This is a genomic window from Roseateles sp. YR242 (genome assembly GCF_900109745.1).
Taxonomy (GTDB): Bacteria; Pseudomonadota; Gammaproteobacteria; order Burkholderiales; family Burkholderiaceae_C; genus Roseateles.
This window is the reverse complement of record NZ_FOAV01000024.1, coordinates 1-21388: the sequence shown is the minus strand read 5'-3', so window position 1 is coordinate 21388 and position 21388 is coordinate 1. Positions and strand designations below refer to the sequence as shown.

General features: G+C 66.7%; 15 protein-coding genes. 8 read left to right on the top strand and 7 right to left on the bottom strand.

The annotated features are described in order from the left end of the window. Positions 1 to 8: 8 nt before the first annotated feature. Positions 9 to 2768 (bottom strand): hypothetical protein, encoded by a 2760-nt coding sequence (locus BMY53_RS24745; protein ID WP_255370369.1) that lies wholly within the window; start codon positions 2766 to 2768, stop codon positions 9 to 11. A gap of 449 nt (positions 2769 to 3217) precedes the next feature. Here BMY53_RS24745 and BMY53_RS24740 point away from each other — a divergent pair, with 449 nt between their 5' ends. Together BMY53_RS24740 and BMY53_RS24735 are read left to right on the top strand one after the other, a co-directional pair. Next, the gene (locus BMY53_RS24740; RefSeq protein ID WP_177201047.1) at positions 3218 to 4759 is read left to right on the top strand and encodes a methyl-accepting chemotaxis protein; all 1542 of its coding nucleotides are present in this window, start codon (positions 3218 to 3220) and stop codon (positions 4757 to 4759) included. 172 nt (positions 4760 to 4931) lie between these two features. Continuing rightward, on the top strand, positions 4932 to 5777 hold the full coding sequence (locus BMY53_RS24735) for a cysteine hydrolase family protein (protein ID WP_092949771.1): 846 nt from the start codon (positions 4932 to 4934) through the stop codon (positions 5775 to 5777). Here the strand turns inward: BMY53_RS24735 and BMY53_RS24730 are convergent. The 5 genes from BMY53_RS24730 to BMY53_RS24710 all read right to left on the bottom strand — a co-directional run bounded on the left by BMY53_RS24730 (position 5765) and on the right by BMY53_RS24710 (position 11727). Then, positions 5765 to 6148 (bottom strand): SMU1112c/YaeR family gloxylase I-like metalloprotein, encoded by a 384-nt coding sequence (locus BMY53_RS24730; RefSeq protein WP_092949769.1) that lies wholly within the window; start codon positions 6146 to 6148, stop codon positions 5765 to 5767. The genes BMY53_RS24735 and BMY53_RS24730 overlap by 13 nt on opposite strands. Positions 6149 to 6377: 229 nt before the next feature. Then, positions 6378 to 6866 carry a hypothetical protein gene (locus BMY53_RS24725; RefSeq protein ID WP_143074234.1) on the bottom strand — a complete coding sequence of 163 codons (489 nt, stop codon included), beginning with the start codon at positions 6864 to 6866 and terminating at the stop codon, positions 6378 to 6380. Positions 6867 to 7031: 165 nt separating this feature from the next. Further along, positions 7032 to 8282 carry an MFS transporter gene (locus BMY53_RS24720; protein ID WP_092949765.1) on the bottom strand — a complete coding sequence of 417 codons (1251 nt, stop codon included), beginning with the start codon at positions 8280 to 8282 and terminating at the stop codon, positions 7032 to 7034. 296 nt (positions 8283 to 8578) lie between these two features. Then, positions 8579 to 10609, bottom strand: a complete 2031-nt coding sequence (locus BMY53_RS24715; protein ID WP_092949763.1) for a M13 family metallopeptidase — start codon at positions 10607 to 10609, stop codon at positions 8579 to 8581. A 275-nt stretch (positions 10610 to 10884) separates the two neighbouring features. Beyond that, a complete protein-coding gene (locus BMY53_RS24710; RefSeq protein WP_177201046.1) occupies positions 10885 to 11727 on the bottom strand; it encodes a cyanophycinase in 843 nt (280 codons plus the stop codon). A 138-nt stretch (positions 11728 to 11865) separates the two neighbouring features. Here BMY53_RS24710 and BMY53_RS24705 point away from each other — a divergent pair, with 138 nt between their 5' ends. From BMY53_RS24705 to BMY53_RS24690, 4 genes are all read left to right on the top strand, one after another. Next, positions 11866 to 12513, top strand: coding sequence for a (2Fe-2S)-binding protein (locus BMY53_RS24705; protein WP_092949759.1), 648 nt, complete (start codon positions 11866 to 11868; stop codon positions 12511 to 12513). Further along, on the top strand, positions 12510 to 13619 hold the full coding sequence (locus BMY53_RS24700; RefSeq protein ID WP_092949757.1) for an FAD binding domain-containing protein: 1110 nt from the start codon (positions 12510 to 12512) through the stop codon (positions 13617 to 13619). Before BMY53_RS24705 ends, BMY53_RS24700 begins: the two co-directional genes overlap by 4 nt. Further along, on the top strand, positions 13616 to 16009 hold the full coding sequence (locus BMY53_RS24695; protein WP_092949755.1) for a xanthine dehydrogenase family protein molybdopterin-binding subunit: 2394 nt from the start codon (positions 13616 to 13618) through the stop codon (positions 16007 to 16009). The genes BMY53_RS24700 and BMY53_RS24695 overlap by 4 nt, the downstream gene beginning before the upstream one ends. Before the next feature lie 141 nt (positions 16010 to 16150). Continuing rightward, a complete protein-coding gene (locus BMY53_RS24690; protein WP_092949753.1) occupies positions 16151 to 17716 on the top strand; it encodes a methyl-accepting chemotaxis protein in 1566 nt (521 codons plus the stop codon). A gap of 203 nt (positions 17717 to 17919) precedes the next feature. Here the strand turns inward: BMY53_RS24690 and BMY53_RS24685 are convergent, their stop codons facing one another. Then, a complete protein-coding gene (locus BMY53_RS24685) occupies positions 17920 to 18276 on the bottom strand; it encodes a ribonuclease E inhibitor RraB (protein ID WP_092949751.1) in 357 nt (118 codons plus the stop codon). A 460-nt stretch (positions 18277 to 18736) separates the two neighbouring features. Between BMY53_RS24685 and BMY53_RS24680 the strand changes: the two genes are divergently transcribed. Both BMY53_RS24680 and BMY53_RS24675 read left to right on the top strand, forming a co-directional pair. Next, positions 18737 to 19942, top strand: a complete 1206-nt coding sequence (locus BMY53_RS24680; RefSeq protein ID WP_310732129.1) for a glycerophosphodiester phosphodiesterase — start codon at positions 18737 to 18739, stop codon at positions 19940 to 19942. Between the two features lie 214 nt (positions 19943 to 20156). Continuing rightward, positions 20157 to 21287, top strand: coding sequence for an ABC transporter substrate-binding protein (locus BMY53_RS24675; protein ID WP_092949749.1), 1131 nt, complete (start codon positions 20157 to 20159; stop codon positions 21285 to 21287). Positions 21288 to 21388 lie beyond the last annotated feature (101 nt).

The window sequence follows — 21388 nt, the reverse complement described above, 5'->3', positions numbered from 1 at the left end:
CGGGGCCCTCAGGGCCAGATGCGCGCCACCCAGCTGTTCAGCGTGGCGATTCGTGAGGCATCCGCCCCCAGCTGGCCAGCCTTCCACACCGAGTACTGCAGCTTCTGCTCCGGCGTGATGCGGTAGTCCACCGAGGTCATCCCATACACACCGGGCGAGAGCAACACCAAGGGGTTCTTGCTCTGGTCCAGGCAGAACGCAAACCCGGCGGTCGGTTCCGGCTCGCCCAGATCCGTGTTGTTTGGGTCACAGCGGCGCCAGTCGGCTGGATTGGTGCTGGCATACACCTGGTTGAACTGACGCAGGGCCCCGTTCAGGATCTGCAGCGACACACCGCTCTGCAGCTGGTTCAGCCCCGAATAGGGTGAGCCGGTGTTGAACTGCGTGGATGCGGTGTCCATGAAGTTGGTCGGCATCAGGTGCTTCAACACCTGGGCCCGACCGAAGCGGCCCCGGTTGTTGATGAGCGAACCCGTCGCGGTGCTCACATACAGCGGGATCGCGTTGTTCACGTACTGCGCGGACTTGATCCGGGCCTGCAGCAGCCGGATCCTGCTCAGCAGGCCGGCGGTGCTTTGCGCCGTGGTGGCACTGCCCACCTGCGTCGCCAGGTTCTCGTCAAAGCCGGTGAGGTAGGGCCAGTCCACCGAGTAATTGACCCAGTCGCCCTGCGCGCCCGGATTGATGCTCACCTGTGCCTGATACCAGGCGTTGGTGCGGTAGTAGGAGCCCACACGGTTGGCGGTTTCCCAGGCCAGGATCCATTCGCGCGTGATCTTGCCGGTGCTGTCGGTGTCGGTCTGGTAGACCATGTGCGGCGCCAGGTAGAAGGCACTCACCGTGTTGAACGGCCAGCCGCGCGCCTCTCCACGCCCCTTCCAGGTCTTGGTCGTGGCGTCGTAATCACCGATGAACCATTGCTGGTTGCCCTCCAGCCCGAAGCGCTGCGCCCACTCCCACTGCTGCACCACATTCCACTGGAAGAGGCTGCCCACCACGCGCTCGATGAACGCGTTGGTGGTGAAGGCTGCCGGCTCCGCCGCGGTGTTGCTGCTGGCGGCCAGCTTCTGCAGGTTGGCCGCGCCCACCTGCGCGCCGTACTGACCCGCGCTGGCCACGTGGCCGCCACGGCCGCCACCGGCAAAGGCATAGACCTCGAAACCCCACGGCTGGATCATGCTCTTGATCTCGTTGCGCTGTTCCGGCGTGAGATGGCTCCAGTCCCCATGGACACCGTTCGGATTCAGGTGGGACTGGAACCAGGTGGCGATCTTGCGGGACGTGCCCAGCGGGTCCAGCTTGCCGTTGCCCGCGAAGGTCGCACCGGTTTCCCAGGAGCCGGCCGTACCGCCCGCGGGCCAGATGTCCATCGGATGCATGGCGGGCAGGTAGGCATTCCAGTCCGGGTACTGGATGGGCATGGCCACCTCACGCGCGTTCAGCGTGGACGTGGCATCCATGACCTTGTCCACGTCCGCCTGCGTCAAGGCCAGTGCAGAGCCATCCAGCGTCTTGCCGAACAGGGCCTTCATGGCCAGCGTGGGGCTGTCCAGCACCGCGTCCAGGCCCGCGCCCGCGGACCATTCCGCGAGGGGCCGGCTGTCCAGGCCCGCGCCGGGTTGATAGGGCGGGTTCCACGGCGCGGCCTGCGCCACATGCGGAACGGCCTGCAGGCTGTAGCGCAGGAAGGCGGCGATCTGCTTGCCCTGCGTCTCGCTCAGCCCGTGAAAGCGCGAGCGCTGCACGATGGCATTGTTGGAATAGTTGAAGTACTGCAGGTCCCGGCCATCGGATGCATGGCAGGAGGCGCAGGCCGCCTGGATCGAACGCCCGGTGAGCGCCGACTTCATCAGCAGGCCCTGCCCGCTCCACAGCGCCTGGCCGGCCGTGGCGGCGTCGCTGGCCGTCTTGCCGGCCTCCTTCTCCAGGGCGATGTTGTCCATCGCCACCGCATTGGTCGCCAGGCTCTGCCCCTGGTCGTTGCGGATCTGCAGCGCGATGACGCGGAAGCCGTTGGACTCGCCGTCCGTCCCGTTGAACCGGAACTGCACCAGGTTCATGCCGCTCACCAGACGGGCACGCGTGGCCGCATCCAGCGCGTAGCTGATGCGCACGGTGTAGGCACCGCCCCGGTTGAGGCCGCCTTGCACACGCTCGGCATCGGCCAGTGTCACGGTGCTGTCGGTGATATCCACCCAGGGGATGTCGGTGGCGCTGGCAGCCGCCACCCCGCCCAGCACACGCAGGCTGGCCTTGATGCGGGTGGGGGTGTAGCGCGTGGCCTCGAACTCAGGCGCGCCGAAGAAGCCGCAGCGATGGCACTGAAACCACAGCTGCGATGCGCCGCTCACACCCGAGGCGTCCAGCGTGAGATTGGCCGTGGCCACCACCGGCGTGTTGGGCAGGCCGTCGCCCAGCACCTCCAGCGGCAGTTGCAGCGCCGTGGTGGGGCCGGAAGCGGGTGAGCTGGGCGAAGATGGGGATGAGGCCGGCGACTCCGCTGGCGGCGTGGTGCCGCTGCTGGGGTCGTTGCCCGTGTCGCTGTCATCACCGCCAGCGCAGGCGCTCAGCACCAGCGCGGCCAGGCACACGGCGGCGCCGCGCCGCCACTGCATCAGCCACAGCATGGCGAATGAGCGCACCTGCGCGCGCGTCGAAATCAAGGGCGTATCCAAGTCCATCACCTCGCTGCCGACCTTCGACACGTCGAAGGTCTGTGTCGGCCACTGCCGGGCCTTGTCCGCCGATGTCAGCCAGCCGTCAGGCACGCTGCGAAGCGGTATGAGGGGCGGATTGGAAAAGGCTTGCGATCTGCTTACAAGAGCGTCAGCATCTCTGAAACACCCGTTACGTTCGACGGCAGCGCGCGGCCAACACTTCAACGTTTAACCACTCCATCGGGGAATGGTCCTTGATGCGCGTCAAGGTTATGGCGGGTGATGGAGCGATGGCGCGCAACGGCAGGCATCGCATTCACAGCACGGCCACACGGGCGCGACAGCCCATCTCATCGCAGGTGTTCCTCAGTCGTGATGGTCTGCACACTTGGCGTCTCGGGCCGGCAACGGGCATGACAACGCTACCGTCACGTATTCCGGCAATCTGCCGAGAAAGCACGAATTGCACGGTGAACGCGGGCCTGCTCCCTTTGTGCCCCCCGGGGGGGGCTCGCTACAGTGACGCATCTGTATGCAGATGTGCAAGAAGGAAATATCGCGTGAAGCTCAACAATATGCGGCTGTCCTCGCGGCTGGCCATGGGGTTTGGTGTGGTGCTGGTGCTGCTGGCTGCCATCGTGTTCATCGGTGGCATGAGCCTGGGCCGCACGGCGCAATCCACGCGCGAGATGATGGATGTTCCTCTGGAAAAGGAGCGTCTGGTCAGTGAGTGGTACACGCTCACGCTGGTGGGCGTGAAGCGCTACACCGCCATTGCCAAGAGCACGGACGCTTCGCTGGCGGATTACTTCGTCAACGACGTGAAGGTCTCCACCGCACGCGGCAACGAGATCATCAAGGCGCTGGACGAGCTGCCCAAGAGCGATGAAGAGAAGAAGGTTGTGGAGCAACTGATCGAGGCGCGCAAGACCTACGTCGCCACGCGTGACCGCATCGCTGCCGCGAAGAAGTCCGGCAATGCCGAGGACGCCACGCGCATCCTGGAGCAGGAGTTCCGCCCGCAGGCTGACACCTATCTGGAAAAGATGATGGGTTATCTGAAGTTCCAGCAGAAGACGCTGGACGAGATGTCCGCCGGTGTGAACACCGCCACCACCGATGCCCAGTGGCGCATCGGCCTGATCGGCGCGTTGGCGCTGATCGTGGGGGGTGTCTTCGCCTGGGTGCTGACCCGCTCGGTCACCGTGCCGCTGGCCCGCGCGCAATCGCTGGTGGACGCCGTCGCCAGTGGCGACCTGACCCAATCGGTGCAGCCCGATGGCCGCGACGAGATCGCCCAGATGATGACGCAGCTCGACGCCATGCGTCTGAGCCTGCAGCGTGCCATTTCGACGGTGCGTGATTCTTCCGAGAACATCCAGAACGCCTGCCAGGAAGTCTCCGCCGGCAATCAGGACCTGAGCCAGCGTACCGAACAGACGGCGGGCAACGTGCAGCAGGCGGCCAGCGCGATGGAACAGCTCAACGGCACGGTGGGCCAGACTGCCCAGTCCTCGCGTGAAGCGAACCAGCTCGCCACCAACGCAGCGGAAGTTGCACAGCGTGGCGGCCAGGTGGTGGCCGACGTGGTGTCGCGCATGCAGGGCATCCATGGCAGCTCGCGCAAGATCGCCGACATCATCGGCGTGATCGACGGCATCGCCTTCCAGACCAACATCCTGGCGCTGAATGCGGCTGTGGAAGCCGCACGTGCAGGTGAGCAGGGCCGCGGCTTCGCCGTGGTGGCCACCGAGGTGCGCAACCTGGCCGGCCGCTCTGCCGCTGCGGCCAAGGAAATCAAATCGCTGATCGAAGCCAGCGTGGAGCAGGTGGAAGCCGGGACCAATCTGGTGAACCGTGCCGGTGAGACGATGACCGAAGTGGTCAGCGCCATCCACCGCGTCACCGGCATCGTGAGCGAGATCAGCGTGGCCAGCGCCGAGCAGGCCGAGGGGGTGTCCCAGGTTTCCGGCGCGGTAACGCAGATGGACGCCGCCACGCAGCAGAACGCGGCCATGGTGGAAGAGATCGCTGCGGCGGCTTCCAGCCTGCGCGGCCAGGCACAGAGCCTGGTGGACGCGGTGCGGGTGTTCCGCCTCTGATGTCAGTACACGGCGCTGGCCGACGCCAGCGCCCTGGGGTGGTCTCGCTGAGGACGCGCCCCATAGAACGTGGACGGTCTAACCGCCCACGTTTTTTTTCGCGCCTTTGCGTTTCTTCGCGCTTCCTGGCGCTTCCTATACTCGGGCACATCCTCCCTGATGCGAGACCACCATGCCCGCCGCCTCGTCCGCCGCCCCGCCCACCGCGCAACTGCTGATCGTCGACCCGCAGAATGATTTCTGCGACATCCCGGGCGCGGCCTTGCCCGTCACCGGCGCCAACGCGGACCTGCTGCGCCTGGCCGAATTCATCAACGGCGCCGGGCAGCGGCTGACGGACATCGTCGTCACGCTGGACTCGCATGCCGTCTATGGCATCGAGCGTCCGGCGTTCTGGCAGACCGCCGAGGGTGGCCCCGTCGCGCCCTTCACCCAGATCACCGCCCAGCAGGTGCGCGATGGCGCCTACGCGCCGCGCAACAAGCTGCTGGCGGAACATGTGCGCTTCTATCTGGCCGAACTGGAAGCCAGCCCGAAGCAATACCGCCTGATGGTGTGGCCCACGCATTGCGTGACCGGCACCTGGGGCCACAACATCCACAGCGCTGTGAGCGATGCGTTGGCCGCGTGGGAGACAAACGCGCTGCGCGTGGTGGAGAAAGTGCTGAAAGGCCGCAACCCGCTGACGGAGCAATACAGCGCCGTGCGCGCCGAAGTGCCGCTGCCGGATGACCCGGCCACCGGCATCAACCATGTGCTGGTGGACCGTATCGTCGGTTTTGGCGGCCTGACCTTCATCGCCGGGGAAGCCAGCAGCCACTGCGTGGCCGCCACCGCGGAGGACCTGCTGGGCGCCATGACACCGGAACGGCGCGCCGAGGTGGTGTTGCTGCGTGACTGCATGAGCCCGGTGGTCGGCTTCGAAGGCGGTGAGCAGGGCTTCCTGGAACGGGCCGCCGCACTGGGGGTGCGCGTCATGGGTGCGGCGCAGGCGCTCGCACTCGTTCAACCTTCGTAGACTTCCAGGGGCAGCCCGTCCGGGTCCGCAAAGAAGGTGAACGGGCGCCCGGTGTATTCGTCCACCCGCACCGGCTCCACCGCCACGCCCAGGGCCTCCAGATGGGCCTTGCAGGCGGGCACATCATCCACGGCAAAAGCGAGGTGGCGCAGCCCCTGCGCTTCAGGGTAGGAGGGCCGTGGCGGCGCATCCGGGAAGGAAAACAGCTCCACCTGCGAGCCATCAGGCAGCGCCAGGTCCAGCTTGTAGGAGCGTCGGGCTTCGCGGTAGTGCTCGGCGATCACCGTCAGGCCCAGCACCTCGGTGTAGAAGTGCTTGGAACGCGGGTAGTCGGCACAAATGATGGCGGCGTGATGCAGGCGTTTCAGCATGGCTTGGGTGGAAGATCAATCCCCGCCATTAAGCCAGAATTCGCCGGGCGCGGAACTACGCCACGCGGGAACAGGCTCATCACAGAACGACCGTCCCGCAACCCTGAGCCCACACGCCCAGCCTACAACGCCTGGCCCATTACGCCTGGCCCATTACGCCTGACCCATTACGCCTGGCCACAAGGCTTTGCCCATAACGCCTGGCCCACAAGGCTTTGTCCACCAAGCCTTATCGCTGCGTAGTCGCACCCTGCTGGCTGGCCATCACACCCGTTTCATGGGCACTGGCCGTGAAGTACTGATATTGGGCTTCTGCGGGCACCGAGGCGGTGTCCTGCAAGGCGGTCAGCGCGTAGCTGTGCACATGCACCGCATCGTTGGCCTGGTCGAACTGGCAGTGGCCTGCATGGCTGGCGCCCTTGGCGCTGCGGCGCGCGATGTCGTCGCTGTCGTCATCCACGTCGACATTGACCCAGACGTAATCCAGGCCGCTGGCCCCACGCTCTGCCGACGTGAAGCGTACCGGCGCTCCCTGCCAGACCGATTTAAGCAGCGCCACGCAGCGCTGGTGCTGCTGCTGCTCAAGAGCGGAGAGCTCTGGGCCTTCATACGCCGGCTGCCTGGCGCAGCCCGCGAGACCGACCACCAACGCGCCAAGGGCCATGGTCAAGACCACGGCGGAAGCAGCGGAGGAAGAGATCGACAAACGGGACAACACGGCAGGCGCTCCAGAAGGGGTAGGGCCAGATCGGCCATCGGGTAAGCCCTAAGGCTACTTGGAACTCGCAACGGCCGTGTGAAGCCAACCTGAAGACCCGATGCTGATCCGCACAATTCCCCATCACAAGGGCGATTACCGCCCAAGCCTGGGCCAAATGTGCGGTCAGTGCACTGGCGCGCGGACACGTGCCACGCGGCGCATGAGCGCGGCGGCCACCAGCGTGGAGCCGCAGACCACGTAGCCGACGTGGGGGAAGTCATGCACCTGCCCGTTTTCGCCGATGGTCACGATATGCCCGGCCACCAGCGAGGCCACGCCCCCGGCCAACTGTTGCATGGCGCTGTTGATGGCGCTGAAGGCCCCGCGTTGTTCCGGGGCCGGGATACCGCTCACCATCGCCTGCCAGGGGATGATGCGCGAGAAGATGCCCGCGAACATGACCACGTTGACCACGATCAACAGCGCCAGCGAGGACGGGCCGAGATGGGTGTAGTACAGCACCGTCACCACGGTGATGACGCAGCCTGTGTAGAAGACCGGCATCGGGCCCAGCCGGTCTGACAGGCGGCCGATCATGGGCGAGACGATCAGGGTGAAGATGCCGGTGGCCAGGTAGACCGCCGGCAGGTGATCCAGCGACACACCCACGTTGTGCACCACAAAGGCACTGGCGAAGGGCATGAGCATGAAGCCGCCCGTGGTGAGCAGCGCGGTCACCGCGAAGGCCATCCAGTGGCGCGGTTGGGACAAGGTGTGCCGGAGGTGGCGGGCCACGCCGTCCGCGCGGCCGGCGGCCAGGTGCGCGTTGACGGGCTTCATGCCCACGGCGATCACTCCTCCGGCGATCACGCCCAGCACCACCAGGGCCAGGAAGGGCGCATGCCAGCTCCAGCGCGAGGCCAGGAACAGCCCGAAGGGCAGGCCCAGCACCTGGCTGGCGGCAAAGCCGCCTTGCAGCAGGCCCATCACCCGGCCCCGCAGGGCGGGTGGGAACAGGTCGGCCGTGATGGCCATGACGATGGAGCCGATCACCCCGCCGAACAGGCCGGTGACCACGCGCGCCACCAGCAGCATCTCGTAGCTGCTGGCCAGGCCGCACCACAGGGTGCCAAGCAGGAAGCCGGTGTAGAAGAACAGCAGCAGGCGCTTGCGGTCAAAGCGGTCCGCGAAGCCGGCGGTCAGCAGGCCGGAGATGCCGGCGCTGAAGGCGTAGGCGGACACCACCATGCCGAACTGCTGCGCCGACATGGACATCGCCGGCATGATCATGGCGCCCAGCGGCGACATGATCATGAAGTCCAGGATCACGGCGAACTGCAGCAGCGTGAGCATCCCCGTGGCGAAGCGTTGATACGGGGTAAAGCTGGGCGGTGCGCCCGCAGGCGAACCGGAGGTCATGGGCGTGGCGGGCATGCGATGCGTCTTCGAAGAGAGCGAAGAGAGCGATGAGAGCCCGCCGTTGTAGCAGCCTTTGCCTTCGCAATGGTTTCAGCCCACCAGAAAGCAACAGTGCACCATGCCCCCCGGCCCCCGGGCCCTCCGCCAAGGCGCCTCTATGCATCGAGTCGCGCCGAACGCGCGAAGCGCCATTCAAGCGGGGCTCTGATTAGCGACGAGGGCCACCGCCGGGCCGCCCCAAGGTGGCCCTTAGCCCCCTCGGGGGGCGGATGGGCGGGCCCGAGGCCCGAACAGCCGGGGGCCTCCACTCTTCACCAGACTTCGATGGGACTGGGGGCGACCATGGGGTCGCCGGGCTTGCAGCTGAACGCCTTGGCGAACGAGGTCATGTTGGACATCGGCGCCAGCACCCGGTACTTGCCCGGCGAGTGCGGGTCGGTACGCAGCTGGTTCAGCAACGCCGCTTCACGCGTCTTGTTGCGCCACACCAGTGCATTGGAGAGGAAGAACCGCTGCTCCGGCGTGAAGCCATCGATCTTCTCCCGCTGGCCCGTGCGCTTGAGCGCGTTCTGCAACGCATCGAAAGCGATCGGCATGCCCGCCATGTCGGAGATGTTCTCGCCAAGCGTCAGGCGGCCGTTGATGTGCGTGCCCTTGACCGGCTCGTAGCTCTCGTACAGCGCCACCACACGGTCCGCATTGGCCTTGTAGGCAGAAGCATCCGCCGGCGTCCACCAGTCGTTGAGGCTGCCGATGCTGTCGAACTGGCGGCCGCGATCGTCGAAATGGTGGGTGATTTCGTGCCCGATCACCATGCCGATGCCGCCATAGTTCACCGCGTCATCCGCCTTCGCATCGAAGAACGGCGGCTGGAGGATGCCGGCCGGGAAGGTGATTTCGTTCAGGCCACCCGCCTGTGCGTTGACGATGTAGGGAGACATGGTCCACCGCGTGCGGTCGCTCGGGCGGTCCAGGTCCTTGAGCTGTTCCTGGTGCGCCCAGGCCGCAGCGCGCAGCTGGTTGCCGGCAAAGTCCTTCGCCTCCAGCGCCAGGCCCTCATATTGCGGCCAGGTGGCGGGCGCGCCGATCTTGGGCTGCATGGCCGTCAGCTTCTCCAGCGCCTTGGTCTTGGTCTCGGCGCTCATCCAGGCCACGTTCTGGATCTTCTGGCGCATGGCGGCCTTCACATCCTCGATCAGCAACGTGGCTCGGCGCTGCGCCTCGGGCGAGAACGCCCGCGCCACGAACAGCTCACCCAGCGCCAGGCCCAGCGGCGAACCACCGGTGCGGCCGCCGATCATCATGATCACTTCCTGGTCACGTGGCTTGTGCTGCTCCAGGCCAGTGATGGTCTTGTCGTAATAGTCGAAGTGGGCATCGGCAAAGGCGGCCGGCAGGCGGGAGGCGCTGTTGTCCAGCACCCGCAGGCGCAGATAGGTCTGCCAGGTGGCCAACGGCGTGCTGGCGGCCAGTTCCGCCACACGCTGGGCAAAGCCGGGCTGGCCGACGATCAGACGGTCCACCCCATTGGTGCGCTTGCCCTGCAGGGTCAAGGCCTTTTGCCAGGCCACCCAGTCGAAGCCAGGCGCTTTCTCGGCCAGTTGGGCCGGAGTCATGGGGTTGTAGACCGCCAGCGGATCACGCAGCGCGGCACGCGGCATGGTGGCATCGGCCAGGCGGGCCTCGAAGGCCATCAGCGCGTCCAGCGTTTCGGCCGAAGCGTCTGCGCCGGAAGCCTTGAGCAGGCGCTCCGCATATTCCCGGTAAGCGACACGCAGCCGCTTGGCGATGTCGGTGTCCTTGAAATAGTCGTCACGGTCGGGCAGGCCCAGGCCCGCCTGCATGAGGCTCAGGACCTGCACGCTGGTGTTCTTCGCGTCTGAACGGACATAGGTGGCCAGCGGTGCGCTGATCTGAACACGACCCAGCTCGGCCAGCACGGCGGGCAGGTCGGCGGAAGTCTTGATGGCGGCCACGCGGTCCAGCAGCGGCTTCACGGGTTTGAGCCCGCCCGCCTCGATCGCCTGGCGATCCATGCCGCTGGCGTAATACGCCGCTACCTGGCGCAGGCCCGGTGTGGTCTGCAGCGCAGGCTTGCGGACCAGCTCGGCCAGCGCGTCCGCCAGCAGGCGGTCGTTGGCCACACGCAGCGCGTCGAAGCTGCCGATGCGGGTCTGGTCGGCAGGCAGCTGGGTACGGGACACCCAGGGACCATTCACGTATTCGTAGAAGTCCGCGCAGGGCGAAACATCCGTGGAGAAGCTCTGGACATCCAGCGCTCGGGCCGGAGCGGCGGTCAGGGCGGCCGCGGCAGCGGCGGCAATCAAGGCGATGCGATACATGAGTGAGGCCCCGGGGACGGGGTGGGTCAACACGAGAAGGGGGCGAGGCTAACGTGCCCGCGCGGCCAGGACCATTCGCCATTGCCCAGGCATGGCTTTTGGCACCCGTTCCGTGTCGGGAATTACGACGATTCGGGCGAGGGGCGGATGCCGCTGGCGATGCGCGCGCGCGACTGTGGCGCCCGGGCCGCAGGACGGCTGGGCCCGCATCAGCGGCGCATCAACGCCCCATCAGTGGCTCATCAGCGGCTCATCAGCGGCCCATCAGCGGCCCATCAGCGACGCAGAAGGCTTCGCAAAGCCTCGGGCATCCCGTCGGGCTGTTCGGTGTTGTCCAGCCGTGCACCCGCCGTCAGCAGATGCAGGGACACCCCGTCGAGCGACCAGCATTCCCCGGGGCCCGCCGCCTGCAGGCGCGTCCCCGGGCCACCACCGACCACCACCGTCACCGCGCCGCTGCCCACCACTTCCAGCCCCCCTGCCGGGTGCAGCAGCAGGGCCGTGTCTTCGTCCAGCCCCAGGCCGATGTGGCCGGGCGAGACGCCGAGGAATTGAACCAGGCGCGCCAGACGGCGGCGCTGGGCAAAGTGCTGGTCCACCACCGTCAGGGGCCAGGCCCCCAGTCCTGGTGGCAGGGGCCCCGGTGGGCCGCCGGCGATCTGGTCGCCCTCGTCCCCCCGTGGCATGCGCGCGCCAAGGGCGGAGGCGCCCGCGCTGGTGCCGGCCAGGGCCAGCCCTTCTTGCGCATGGCGCTGCGCCAACCGTTCCCAGGCCTGGGAGCCCCCCAGCGTGTCCATCAGGCGATGCTGGTCCCCGCCGGTCATGAACAGCAAGTCGATGTCTTCCAGCAATGCGAGCGCGCCGGGTTGATCCAATTCCACCGTGCTGCGCGCATCCAGCCAGGCGGGCCTGGCACCCAGGGCCTCGAAGGCCGGCTGATATTGGGCCCACAGCAGTTCAGGGCCGCCACTGGCGGCCGTGAACACCAACACGCGGGGCTGCGGCACGGGCAAGGCCCGCACCAGGGCGCCCAGAACCGCGCGTTCCGCGTCCCTGTCTTCATTGCCGCCGATCAGCGCCAACAGTCCGTGGCCGTCCCCGGCCGCACGGTCACTCATCACCATCTCCGTGGGTCTCCAACTACTGCCCCGAATCGTCTCATGAGCCGGCTGGGTGCCGCCGCGGGAACACGCCTTGCTTCGATGGAAAGCAACGCCCCCAATCACCTCCAGGCTGAAGGTTCACCAAGGATCGCCATGAGCCAGACCACCGAACCACCCCCCGCAGCTGAACCGGATAACGCCGCGCAGGCCGATGCCATCGCAGTTGTCGGCCGGGCAGCCCCGCTGAAGTTGCCGCCAGGGCTGCCCGTCCAGCTGCGGATCAACGGCGCCACCGTGATGCTCCAGGTCGAACCCTGGGTCACCTTGCTGGACCTGCTGCGCGAACAACTGTTGCTCACAGGCAGCAAGAAGGGCTGTGACCAGGGGCAATGCGGCGCCTGCACGGTGCTGGTGGACGGCGTGCGCATGAACAGCTGCCTCCTGCTGGCGGTCAGTCTGGATGGCGCCGACATCACCACCATCGAAGGTCTGGCGGCCCTGGCGGGCGCGGATGCCTGCGGGCCCAACGGGCTGCATCCGCTGCAGCAGGCCTTCATCGACTGCGACGCGCTGCAGTGCGGCTACTGCACTCCGGGGCAGCTGTGTTCGGCCGCCGGCCTGCTCAATGAGCATCCACCGGCCAATGCCCACGAGATCCGCGAACGCATGAGCGGAAATATCTGCCGCTGTGGGGCCTACCCGCAGATCGTCGAGGCCGTGGCCCGTGTCGCGCTGGTCCCCCGCGCCCCGGCGCCGGCCGGCCCAACGCCCTATGCCGCCAAGGGGAGGCCCACGCCATGAACCCGTTCCACTACGAACGAGCCAGGACGGTGGACGAGGCACTGGCGCTGATGCCCCGGAGCCCCAGCCAGCCGCTGGTGCCAGGTGCGCCCCATCCCCAGGTCAACGAGACGCCGCACTTCATCGCGGGTGGCACGAACCTGGTGGACCTGATGAAGGAAGGGGTGCTGCGGCCCTGCGGGCTGGTGGACATCAACACGCTGCCGCTGGTGGCCATCGAAGCGACCCGGGAAGGTGGCCTGCGGCTGGGCGCTCTGGCCACCAACGCTGACACCGCCCAGCACCCGCTGGTGATTGAGCGGGCTCCCCTGCTTCGATCCGCGATCCTGGCGGGCGCGTCCCCGCAGATCCGCAACCGCGCCACCAACGGTGGCAATCTGCTGCAGCGCACCCGCTGCCACTATTTCTACGACATCGCCGTGCCCTGCAACAAGCGCGCGCCCGGTACGGGTTGCCCGGCAGCCACGGGCATCGCGCGCCAGCATGCCATCCTGGGCGCGAACGAACATTGCGTGGCCACGCATCCTTCGGACCTGTGTGTGGCCCTTGCGGCGCTGGACGCCACGGTTCATGTGCAGTCACCCCGGGGGAGCCGGCAGATCCCGTTTGGCGAGTTTCACCGCCTGCCGGCGGACCATCCCGAGATCGACCACACGCTCGCCCCTGACGAACTCATCACCCACCTGACCCTGCCGCCCTCCGCTTTTGCCCCGCACAGCTGCTATTTGAAGCTGCGGGAACGGGCGTCCTATGCGTTCGCGCTGGTATCGGTGGCGGCCGCGCTGGTGGTGGACGACGCCGGCCGCATCATGGCGGCGCGCATTGCCCTGGGTGGCGTGGCACACAAACCGTGGCGGGACGAATCGGCGGAAGCTTTGCTGGTGGGCCAGACACCCTCCCCGCAGGTCTTCGACGCCGCAGCGCAGCACCTGCTGCGCGACGCCCGGCCCTGGGGCGGTGCGGCACTGCCGGAGAGCCTGCCGGGCAATGCCTTCAAGATCCCTCTGGCGCGTCGCGCCATCGTGCGCGCCCTGACGATGGCCCTGGCCGGGGTGGCCACCAATACCGGCGAGGACTTCTTCCGCGCAGAAGGAGATGCAGCATGAATAACCGAACCGGCACCTCTGGCGGCACCTCTGGCGGCACCCATGGCGGCATTCTTGGCGGCACGGAAAGCGCGTCCGCCGGCGCGACATCCCTCCAGGCCACCGATCTGTCGGACCTGGCCATCGAGGCCGACCAGCAGCCGCATGCGAATGCGGGCACCGGCGCCGTGCGGATCGGCACGGCGCTCCCCCGCATCGATGCGCTGGCCAAGGTCACCGGCCGTGCTCGTTATGCCGCCGAGCACCCGGCGACCGACCTGTTGTACGGCTGGGTGGTGAACACGGCCGCCGCACGCGGCCGCATCGCCGCCATCGATGCCAGCGCGGCTCTCGCACTGCCCGGCGTGGTGCAGGTGCTGACGCACGAGAACCGGCCGCGCATGCGTTCGCTGGACCTGTTCTACAAGGACATGACCGCACCCGCCGGCTCACCGTTCAAGCCGCTGCATGACGACCGCATCCACTACAGCGGCCAGCCCGTGGCGCTGGTGGTGGCCACCTCCCTCGAACTGGCCCGCCACGCCGCCCGGTTGGTGCAGGTGCAGGTGGAGGCCGAGGCCCACGACACGTCTTTGCTGGAGAACCTGCACCGTAGCCACAAGCCCGCGTCCTTCAAGGCCGGCTACTCGCCGCCACCCAAGCCGCGCGGCGACGCGGACACCGCATGGGATGCCGCCGCCATCCGGGTGGAGACGCAGAGCTACGCCGGCATCGAGCATCACAACCCGATGGAGATGCACGCCACCACGGTGCTGGTGGGCAAGGACGGCCACCTCACCATCTACGACAAGACACAGGGCTCGCAGAACTCCCGCTGGGTCGTGTCACGCGTCTTTGGCCTTCCGGCCCGCAAGGTCACGGTGCGCAATCCGTTTGTGGGGGGCGCCTTTGGCTCTGGCCTGCGGCCCCAGTACCAACTGCTGCTGGCCACCATGGCGGCGCTGGCGCTCAAGCGGTCAGTACGGGTGGTGCTCACCCGTCAGCAGATGTTCACCATCGGCCACCGGCCGGAGACCTGGCAGCGGGTGCGCCTGGCCGCCAACGATCAGGGGCAGCTCACCGCCGTGATCCACGAGGCCGTGGCCGAGACCTCTCGCAAGGAAGACTATGTGGAGGTGGTGGTGAACTGGTCCGGCCAGCTCTACCGTTGCGACAACGTGCGGCTGGATTACCAGTTGGTGGACCTGGACCAGTACAGCCCCATGGACATGCGCGCACCGGGTGCCGCACACGGCGTGCACGCGCTGGAAGTTGCCATGGACGAGCTGGCTGATGCCGCTGGCCTGGACCCGCTGGAGCTGCGCCTGCGCAACTACGCGGAGCGCGATTGCGCCAAGGACCTGCCCTTCTCCACCAAGGCCTTGCGGGACTGTTATGCCCAGGGCGCCGAACGCTTCGGCTGGTCCACACGTCCGCCGCGGCCACGCGCCCGGCGTGTGGGGGACGAGTGGATCGGTTGGGGCATGGCCACCGGCACCTGGGATGCGATGCAGATGTTTGCCCGCGCCGCTGCCACGCTGCACGCCAACGGCCGCCTGGAGGTGCAGAGCGCCGCCAGTGACATCGGCACCGGCACTTACACGGTCATGACGCAGATCGCGGCGGCGGCGCTGGGCCTGCCCATGGAGAACGTGACCTTCCAGCTGGGGGACAGCACGCTGCCGGTCGCGCCGATCGAAGGCGGCTCGTCACACGTCGCCACCGTCGGATCCGCCGTGGATGGCGTGTGCGACAAGCTGGCACACGAGCTGTGGAAGCGGGCTCGCCGACAGGTCGATGGGTTCGGCAAGGCCCGCTTCGAGGACGTGGAATTCACCCATGGCCATCTGCGGCTGAAGGCCGGCGGCGCCGCCATACCGCTGGAGCAACTCGTGCGCATCAACGGGGAGGACCGGATCGAGGCCAAGTTCCTGCTGCTGCCCAACGTGCTCAAGCAGCGGAAGTACGTGCGTGCCGTCCATTCCGCCGTGTTCTGCGAGGTGCGGGTGGATGAGGCCTTGGGCACGGTACGGGTGACCCGCGTGGTCAGCGCGGTGGCCGCAGGTCGGATCATCAACCCCACCACGGCACGCAGCCAGGTGGTGGGTGGGGTGGTGTGGGGCATCAGCCAGGCGCTGCATGAGGAGACCTTGTCGGACCATGCCCTGGGCCGGTTCATGAATCACAACCTGGGCGAGTACCACGTCGCCGTCAATGCCGATGTTGGGGACATTGATGTGATCTTTGTCGAGGAGGATGACCGCATCGTCAGCCGTCTTGGTGCCAAGGGCGTGGGGGAGATTGGGCTGGTCGGCGTGGCGGCAGCCATCAGCAATGCGATTTTTCACGCTACAGGCCGCCGCGTCCGCAGCACACCCATGACGCCGGACAAGGTCATGCGGCCCGACTGATGGCCCGCAGCTGACGTATTTCACGGCCACGCCGTTTCCCCGTGGGCTATCCCCGCCTGCCGGGCTGGCGCTTGGATCCGCGCCGTGCCAGTATCCGAGACGCACCGGCAGCTTTCTTCGCCGGCGCCATCGGAGACAACCATGGCAACAACAACCTCCAGCGGCCGATCCAGCGGCGGCTCCATTGGACGGCGCTTCGGCTTCGTCCAGGTCCTTGTGCTCACCATTGCCCTGATCGGGTCGGGGTTGGGTTATTGGGGGCTCAACCGGGTCGCCAGCGAGACGGAAAGTGTCTACACCGATGCCCTCGCCACCGAGCGTGTGGCGGGTGACTGGTACCGCAATGTCTTCAACGGCATCACCCGCACCACCGCCATCGCGGTCAGCGCGGACCCCAGCCTGGCGGGCTTCTTCGCCCAGCAGGCCACCGAATCCACGAAGCGCTCGACGGAGCTGCAGCAGCAGCTCGACAAGCTGCTGACGACCCCGGAAGAACGCGCCAGCTTCGAGAAGATCTCGGAACTGCGCAAGAGCTACATCTCCCTGCGCGACGCCATCGCGGCAGCGAAGAAGGAGGGGCAGACGGAACGCGCCAAGGAGCTCTTCGAGAAATTCTCGGCCTCCTCCAAGGTCTATCTGGATGGCATCCAGGAGGTGGTCCGTTTCCAGCGCCAGCAGCTGGATGAATCGATGGTCACCTTGATGGAGAGCAACCGCAATGCACGCATTGCCCTGGTGGTGTTTGGCCTGTTTTCCCTGATCGCGGGCGGTGCCTTGTCCTGGTGGCTCACGCGCTCGATCACCGCGCCGTTGAAGCAGGCGGCCGAAGTGGCCGACGCCATCGCCAACTTCGACCTCAGCCGCAGCATCAGCATCAGCAGCGACGACGAGACCGGCCGGCTGCTGCAGTCCCTGAGCACCATGCAGGGCGCCCTGGTCCGTCTGATCGGTGATGTGCGCAGTTCTACCGACAGCATCAACACGGCCAGTGCAGAAATCGCCACCGGCAACATGGACCTTTCCGGCCGTACCGAGCAGACGGCCTCCAACCTTCAGGAAGCGGCCGCGTCGCTGACGCAGCTGACGGGCACGGTACGCCAGACCGCCGATGCGGCCACCACGGCCAACCAGTTGGTCAGCCATGCGTCCACCACCGCGCAGCGCGGTGGCACCGTGATGAGCCAGGTGGTGGTGACCATGGGCGAGATCAGCGACAGCTCACGCCGCATCAGCGACATCATCGGCACCATTGACGGCATTGCTTTCCAGACCAACATCCTGGCGCTGAATGCAGCGGTGGAAGCGGCCCGGGCCGGTGAGCAGGGCCGTGGCTTCGCGGTGGTGGCGGCCGAGGTTCGTTCATTGGCGCAACGAAGCGCTGCGGCCGCCAAGGAGATCAAGGGCCTGATCGACACCAGCGTGAACCGGGTCGAATCGGGTTCGCGGTTGGTGACGGATGCTGGCACCACCATGAACGACATTGTGCTGAGTGTGCAGCGCGTCACCGACATCATTGCGGAGATCAGCGCGGCCACGCATGAGCAGAGCGACGGCATCCAGCAGGTCAACGCGGCGGTGGGCCACCTCGACCAGATGACGCAGCAGAACGCCGCGCTGGTCGAAGAGGCGGCTTCCGCCGCCGAGAGCCTCAAGGACCAGTCCCAGCGCCTTGCCGGCGCCATCTCCGTCTTCCGTCTCACCACCTGAGGGAGACGAACGGCGACGGGTCTGAACTGGCCGGGCGCTTAGGGGACCTCTGCATCACTCCCGCGAGCCGAGGTGGCCCTGATTCGGGATGGGGCGCAAGGTGCAAACCACAGCGATAGCGGGCCCTATGGCGAGGATTTGCAACGCCGCGGACCGCCCGAAGCGGGCTCACCTGGGCCGCGAGGCGTTGTGCAGAGGTTCCCTCAGCTCTCTACCGACGCGCCCCAACCGTCATAGGAAGCGCCGTGCGAATGGGCGAGCGTCTCGAACTTTGCAGACAACTCGATCACCGCATCAAGGTCGAGCACCATGCGCCGCGATGCGACTACTTGCCAAGAAGGTTCCCCGTGCTCCGGCGCGAAGACCTGCACATCGAAGTGCAGACCCGCAAGCTCCTTCGCTAGTGCCATCACTACCGGTTGCGCCTGGGCCTCAAAGGTGAACTCTGGCAGGTGCGGGAGGGAGAGATCAGCGCCTAGCTCGGCCATCCGAAAGAGGACCTGGGCGTCAGGATCGTCGTTGTTTTTCAGGCGCGCTAGCAAAGCAGGAGAAGTCGGCATGATGCGATGTGGCGCCGCTCAACTGTGGACGCAGTCGGCAGCTCGTTTCAGTTAAGTCCTGGCCGCCCCTCGCGGGACGAAGTCCTTGCCCGCTGCGTCCGGCAGCGTGAAAACGAGAATGTTAGCCCGGACTGTCCGGCGGTTCCGGGAGCCGATCGGAACTGTCAATGCTCAGCAGGCATGGCCCGGCGTCTTCGGGCGTGCTGGTGGGCCCAGCCCGAATCAGGGCCACCTCGGCTCGCGGGAGTTCAACGTTCGAGTGCTGCGCTGAAGGCCGCGAGAGGCACAGACCGGCGCCAGGAGTGCGGAGGATCTGCCCGCGAGGGACGCCCCGGAGGGACGTGCGGCTCATCGGGGGCTCACATCATCTAGGGACATGGTCGGGCATTTGATCGGTCATCATCAAATCTTCATGGGGAGCGGCCTACCCTGGCCGTCCACAACCATGAGGAGAGCTCCCATGAAGATGCTTCGCCTGATCCTGTCTGCTGCCGTGGCGGCAGCCACCGTGGGCGCCGCGCTGCTGCCCGTGACGGCCACGGCCCATGGCCGCCCCGGCGGCTCCGCCCCCACCACCGCCAGCCCGCTGCTCATCGCCCATCGCGGCGCCAGCGGCTATGTGCCGGAACACACACTGGCGGCCTACTGGCTGGCCATCGAGCAGGGCGCCGATTTTGTCGAGCCTGATCTGGTCATCACCAAGGACGGTGTCCTGGTGGCCCGCCACGAGAACGCCATCGCCATCGTGAACGCCGATGGCTCGGTGCGCGAAGCCACCACCGACGTGGCCGACCACCCCGAATTTGCGAGCCGCAAGACCACCAAGGTCATCGACGGCAACAGCATCACGGGCTGGTTCACCGAAGACTTCACGCTGGCTGAGCTCAAGACGCTCCGCGCCCGCGAACGCATCCCGCAGATCCGCCCGGCCAACACGCGCTTCAACGACATGTTCGAGGTGCCCACGCTGGAGGAGGTGCTGCAGCTGGTGCAGCAAGCCAACGAGCGCCGCCGTGAAGAGGCCCGTGCAGACCGGGACGACCGCCGCGGCCGGCCTGGGCGCGGCTATCGGCCCATCGGCGTCTATCCGGAAACCAAACACCCCAGCTACTTCGCCGGCATCGGCCAGCCGCTCGAAGAACCCCTGGTGCGCCTGCTCAGCAAATACGGCTACCGCGACGCCGACGCCCCGGTGTTCATCCAATCCTTCGAGGTGGGCAACCTGCGCAAGCTCAAGCGCCTGACCCGTGTGCCCCTGGTGCAATTGATGGACGCATCGGGCCGGCCCTATGACTTTGTGCTCAGTGGTGACACCCGCACCTATGCCGACCTCGCCAAGCCCGCTGGCCTGGCCGAAATCGCCAGCTATGCACGTGGTGTGGGCGCCAATACCGCGCTCATCATCCCGCTGGTGGCCGGCCGCCTGGGCACCCCCACCACCTTCATTGCGGACGCGCATGCCGCCGGCTTGACCGTGCATGCCTGGACCTTCCGCGCCGAGAATTACTTCCTGCCCAATGACTTCGACAGCAGCGCGGACCCCGTCGCCATCGGAGATCTCTCCGGCCAGGTTCGGATTTTCCTGAACGCCGGGCTCGACGGATTGTTCAGTGATCAATCCTTCCTGGCACGCAAGGCCATCGACGCATGGAAGGCTTCTCAGTGAGCTGAAAGGCCCTGATTCGGTTACTTGTGGAAACGATTGGTGCGCGCATTCTTTTCGGGATGCGCGCACTGCGATCGACAGAGGGGAAACGCGGGGAAATCGCCGTGACTTTGTTGGCGCGCAAGGGGAAAAATCGCCCTTCGCACAGCAACAAACTATCTCTGACCGGGCGCCTTCACGGAAGATATCGACCCCAAGTCGTACCGGACTGTCCATGAACCGCCGTCAACTCCTCCGCCAACTCTCCGCCGTCGCCGGCGCGAGTGCCCTGCCCGTCCTGCCGGCCTTCGCAGACACCAACAAGATCCTGCTCGGCCAATCCGCGCCGCTGAGCGGACCGGCCAAGGAGTTGGGTGAACAGTTCCGCGATGGTGCGCAACTGGCCTTTGAATACATCAACCAGCGCGGTGGCGTGAATGGCCGCCGCATCGAGCTGCGCAGCCTGGACGACGGCTACGAGCCGGAGCGCTGCGCCGCCAACACCCGCAAGCTGCTGGATGAAGGCGTGACCGCCTTGTTCGGCTATGTGGGCACGCCCACCTCGCTGGCGGCCCTGCCGCTGGCCACGGCGGCCCGTGTACCGTTCTTTGCACCCTTCACCGGTGCCGAGGCGCTGCGCACGCCGTTCAATCGCTACGCCTTCCACATTCGCGCGTCCTACAACGATGAGTGCGACGAAATCGTCCAGCAGCTCAAGGCGGTGGGCGTCAAGAAGGTGGCGGTGTTCTATCAGAACGACGCCTATGGGCAGGCTGGCCTGGCCGGCATTCAGGCCGCGCTGAAGCACCTGGGGCTGGCGCCGGTGGCCACGGCCACGGTCGAGCGCAATTCGGTGGAAGTGACCGCTGCGGTCAAGGCCATCATGGCAGCGCAGCCCGAAGCCATCGTGCAGATCAGCGCCTACAAGACCTGCGCGGCCTTCATCCGCCAGGCTCGCCAGGCGATGTTCCTGGGCAACTTCTACAACCTGTCCTTCGTGGGCGCGCAGGCGCTGGCGGCGGAGCTGGGCAAGGATGCCAGCGGTGTGGTGGTGTCCCAGGTCGTGCCCTTCCCGTTCACGGGCACGAACCCGCTGGCGGCGGAGTACGCGCAGCGTGCCAAGGCCTTTGGCAACAAGGAACTCGGCTACACCGGGATGGAAGGTTACCTGGCCGCCAAGGTGCTCATCGAGGGCTTGCGCCGCGCTGGTAATGCACCGACGTCGGACAACCTGATCAGCAGCCTGGAAGGCATGAAGGACTTCGACGCAGGTGGCTTCTTCGTCAACTTCAACAGCCAGAAGCACACAGGCTCGAAGTACGTCGACATGACCATCCTGACGTCGGACGGCAAAGTGCGGCGGTGAGATGGGGCCCCCGGCTGTTCGGGCCTAAGGCCCGCCCATCCGCCCCCCGAGGGGGCTGAAGGGCCACCTTGGGGCGGCCCGGCGGTGGCCCTCTGCGCATA

Bases quoted from the DNA above. Each gene is read 5' to 3' on its own strand.
- BMY53_RS24735 (WP_092949771.1), top strand. From the start codon at position 4,932: ATGCCCGCCGCCTCGTCCGCCGCCCCGCCCACCGCGCAACTGCTGATC.
- BMY53_RS24730 (WP_092949769.1), bottom strand. From the start codon at position 6,148: ATGCTGAAACGCCTGCATCACGCCGCCATCATTTGTGCCGACTACCCG.
- BMY53_RS24720 (WP_092949765.1), bottom strand. From the start codon at position 8,282: ATGCCCGCCACGCCCATGACCTCCGGTTCGCCTGCGGGCGCACCGCCC.
- BMY53_RS24715 (WP_092949763.1), bottom strand. From the start codon at position 10,609: ATGTATCGCATCGCCTTGATTGCCGCCGCTGCCGCGGCCGCCCTGACC.
- BMY53_RS24710 (WP_177201046.1), bottom strand. From the start codon at position 11,727: ATGAGTGACCGTGCGGCCGGGGACGGCCACGGACTGTTGGCGCTGATC.
- BMY53_RS24705 (WP_092949759.1), top strand. From the start codon at position 11,866: ATGAGCCAGACCACCGAACCACCCCCCGCAGCTGAACCGGATAACGCC.
- BMY53_RS24700 (WP_092949757.1), top strand. From the start codon at position 12,510: ATGAACCCGTTCCACTACGAACGAGCCAGGACGGTGGACGAGGCACTG.
- BMY53_RS24695 (WP_092949755.1), top strand. From the start codon at position 13,616: ATGAATAACCGAACCGGCACCTCTGGCGGCACCTCTGGCGGCACCCAT.
- BMY53_RS24690 (WP_092949753.1), top strand. From the start codon at position 16,151: ATGGCAACAACAACCTCCAGCGGCCGATCCAGCGGCGGCTCCATTGGA.
- BMY53_RS24685 (WP_092949751.1), bottom strand. From the start codon at position 18,276: ATGCCGACTTCTCCTGCTTTGCTAGCGCGCCTGAAAAACAACGACGAT.
- BMY53_RS24680 (WP_310732129.1), top strand. From the start codon at position 18,737: ATGAAGATGCTTCGCCTGATCCTGTCTGCTGCCGTGGCGGCAGCCACC.
- BMY53_RS24675 (WP_092949749.1), top strand. From the start codon at position 20,157: ATGAACCGCCGTCAACTCCTCCGCCAACTCTCCGCCGTCGCCGGCGCG.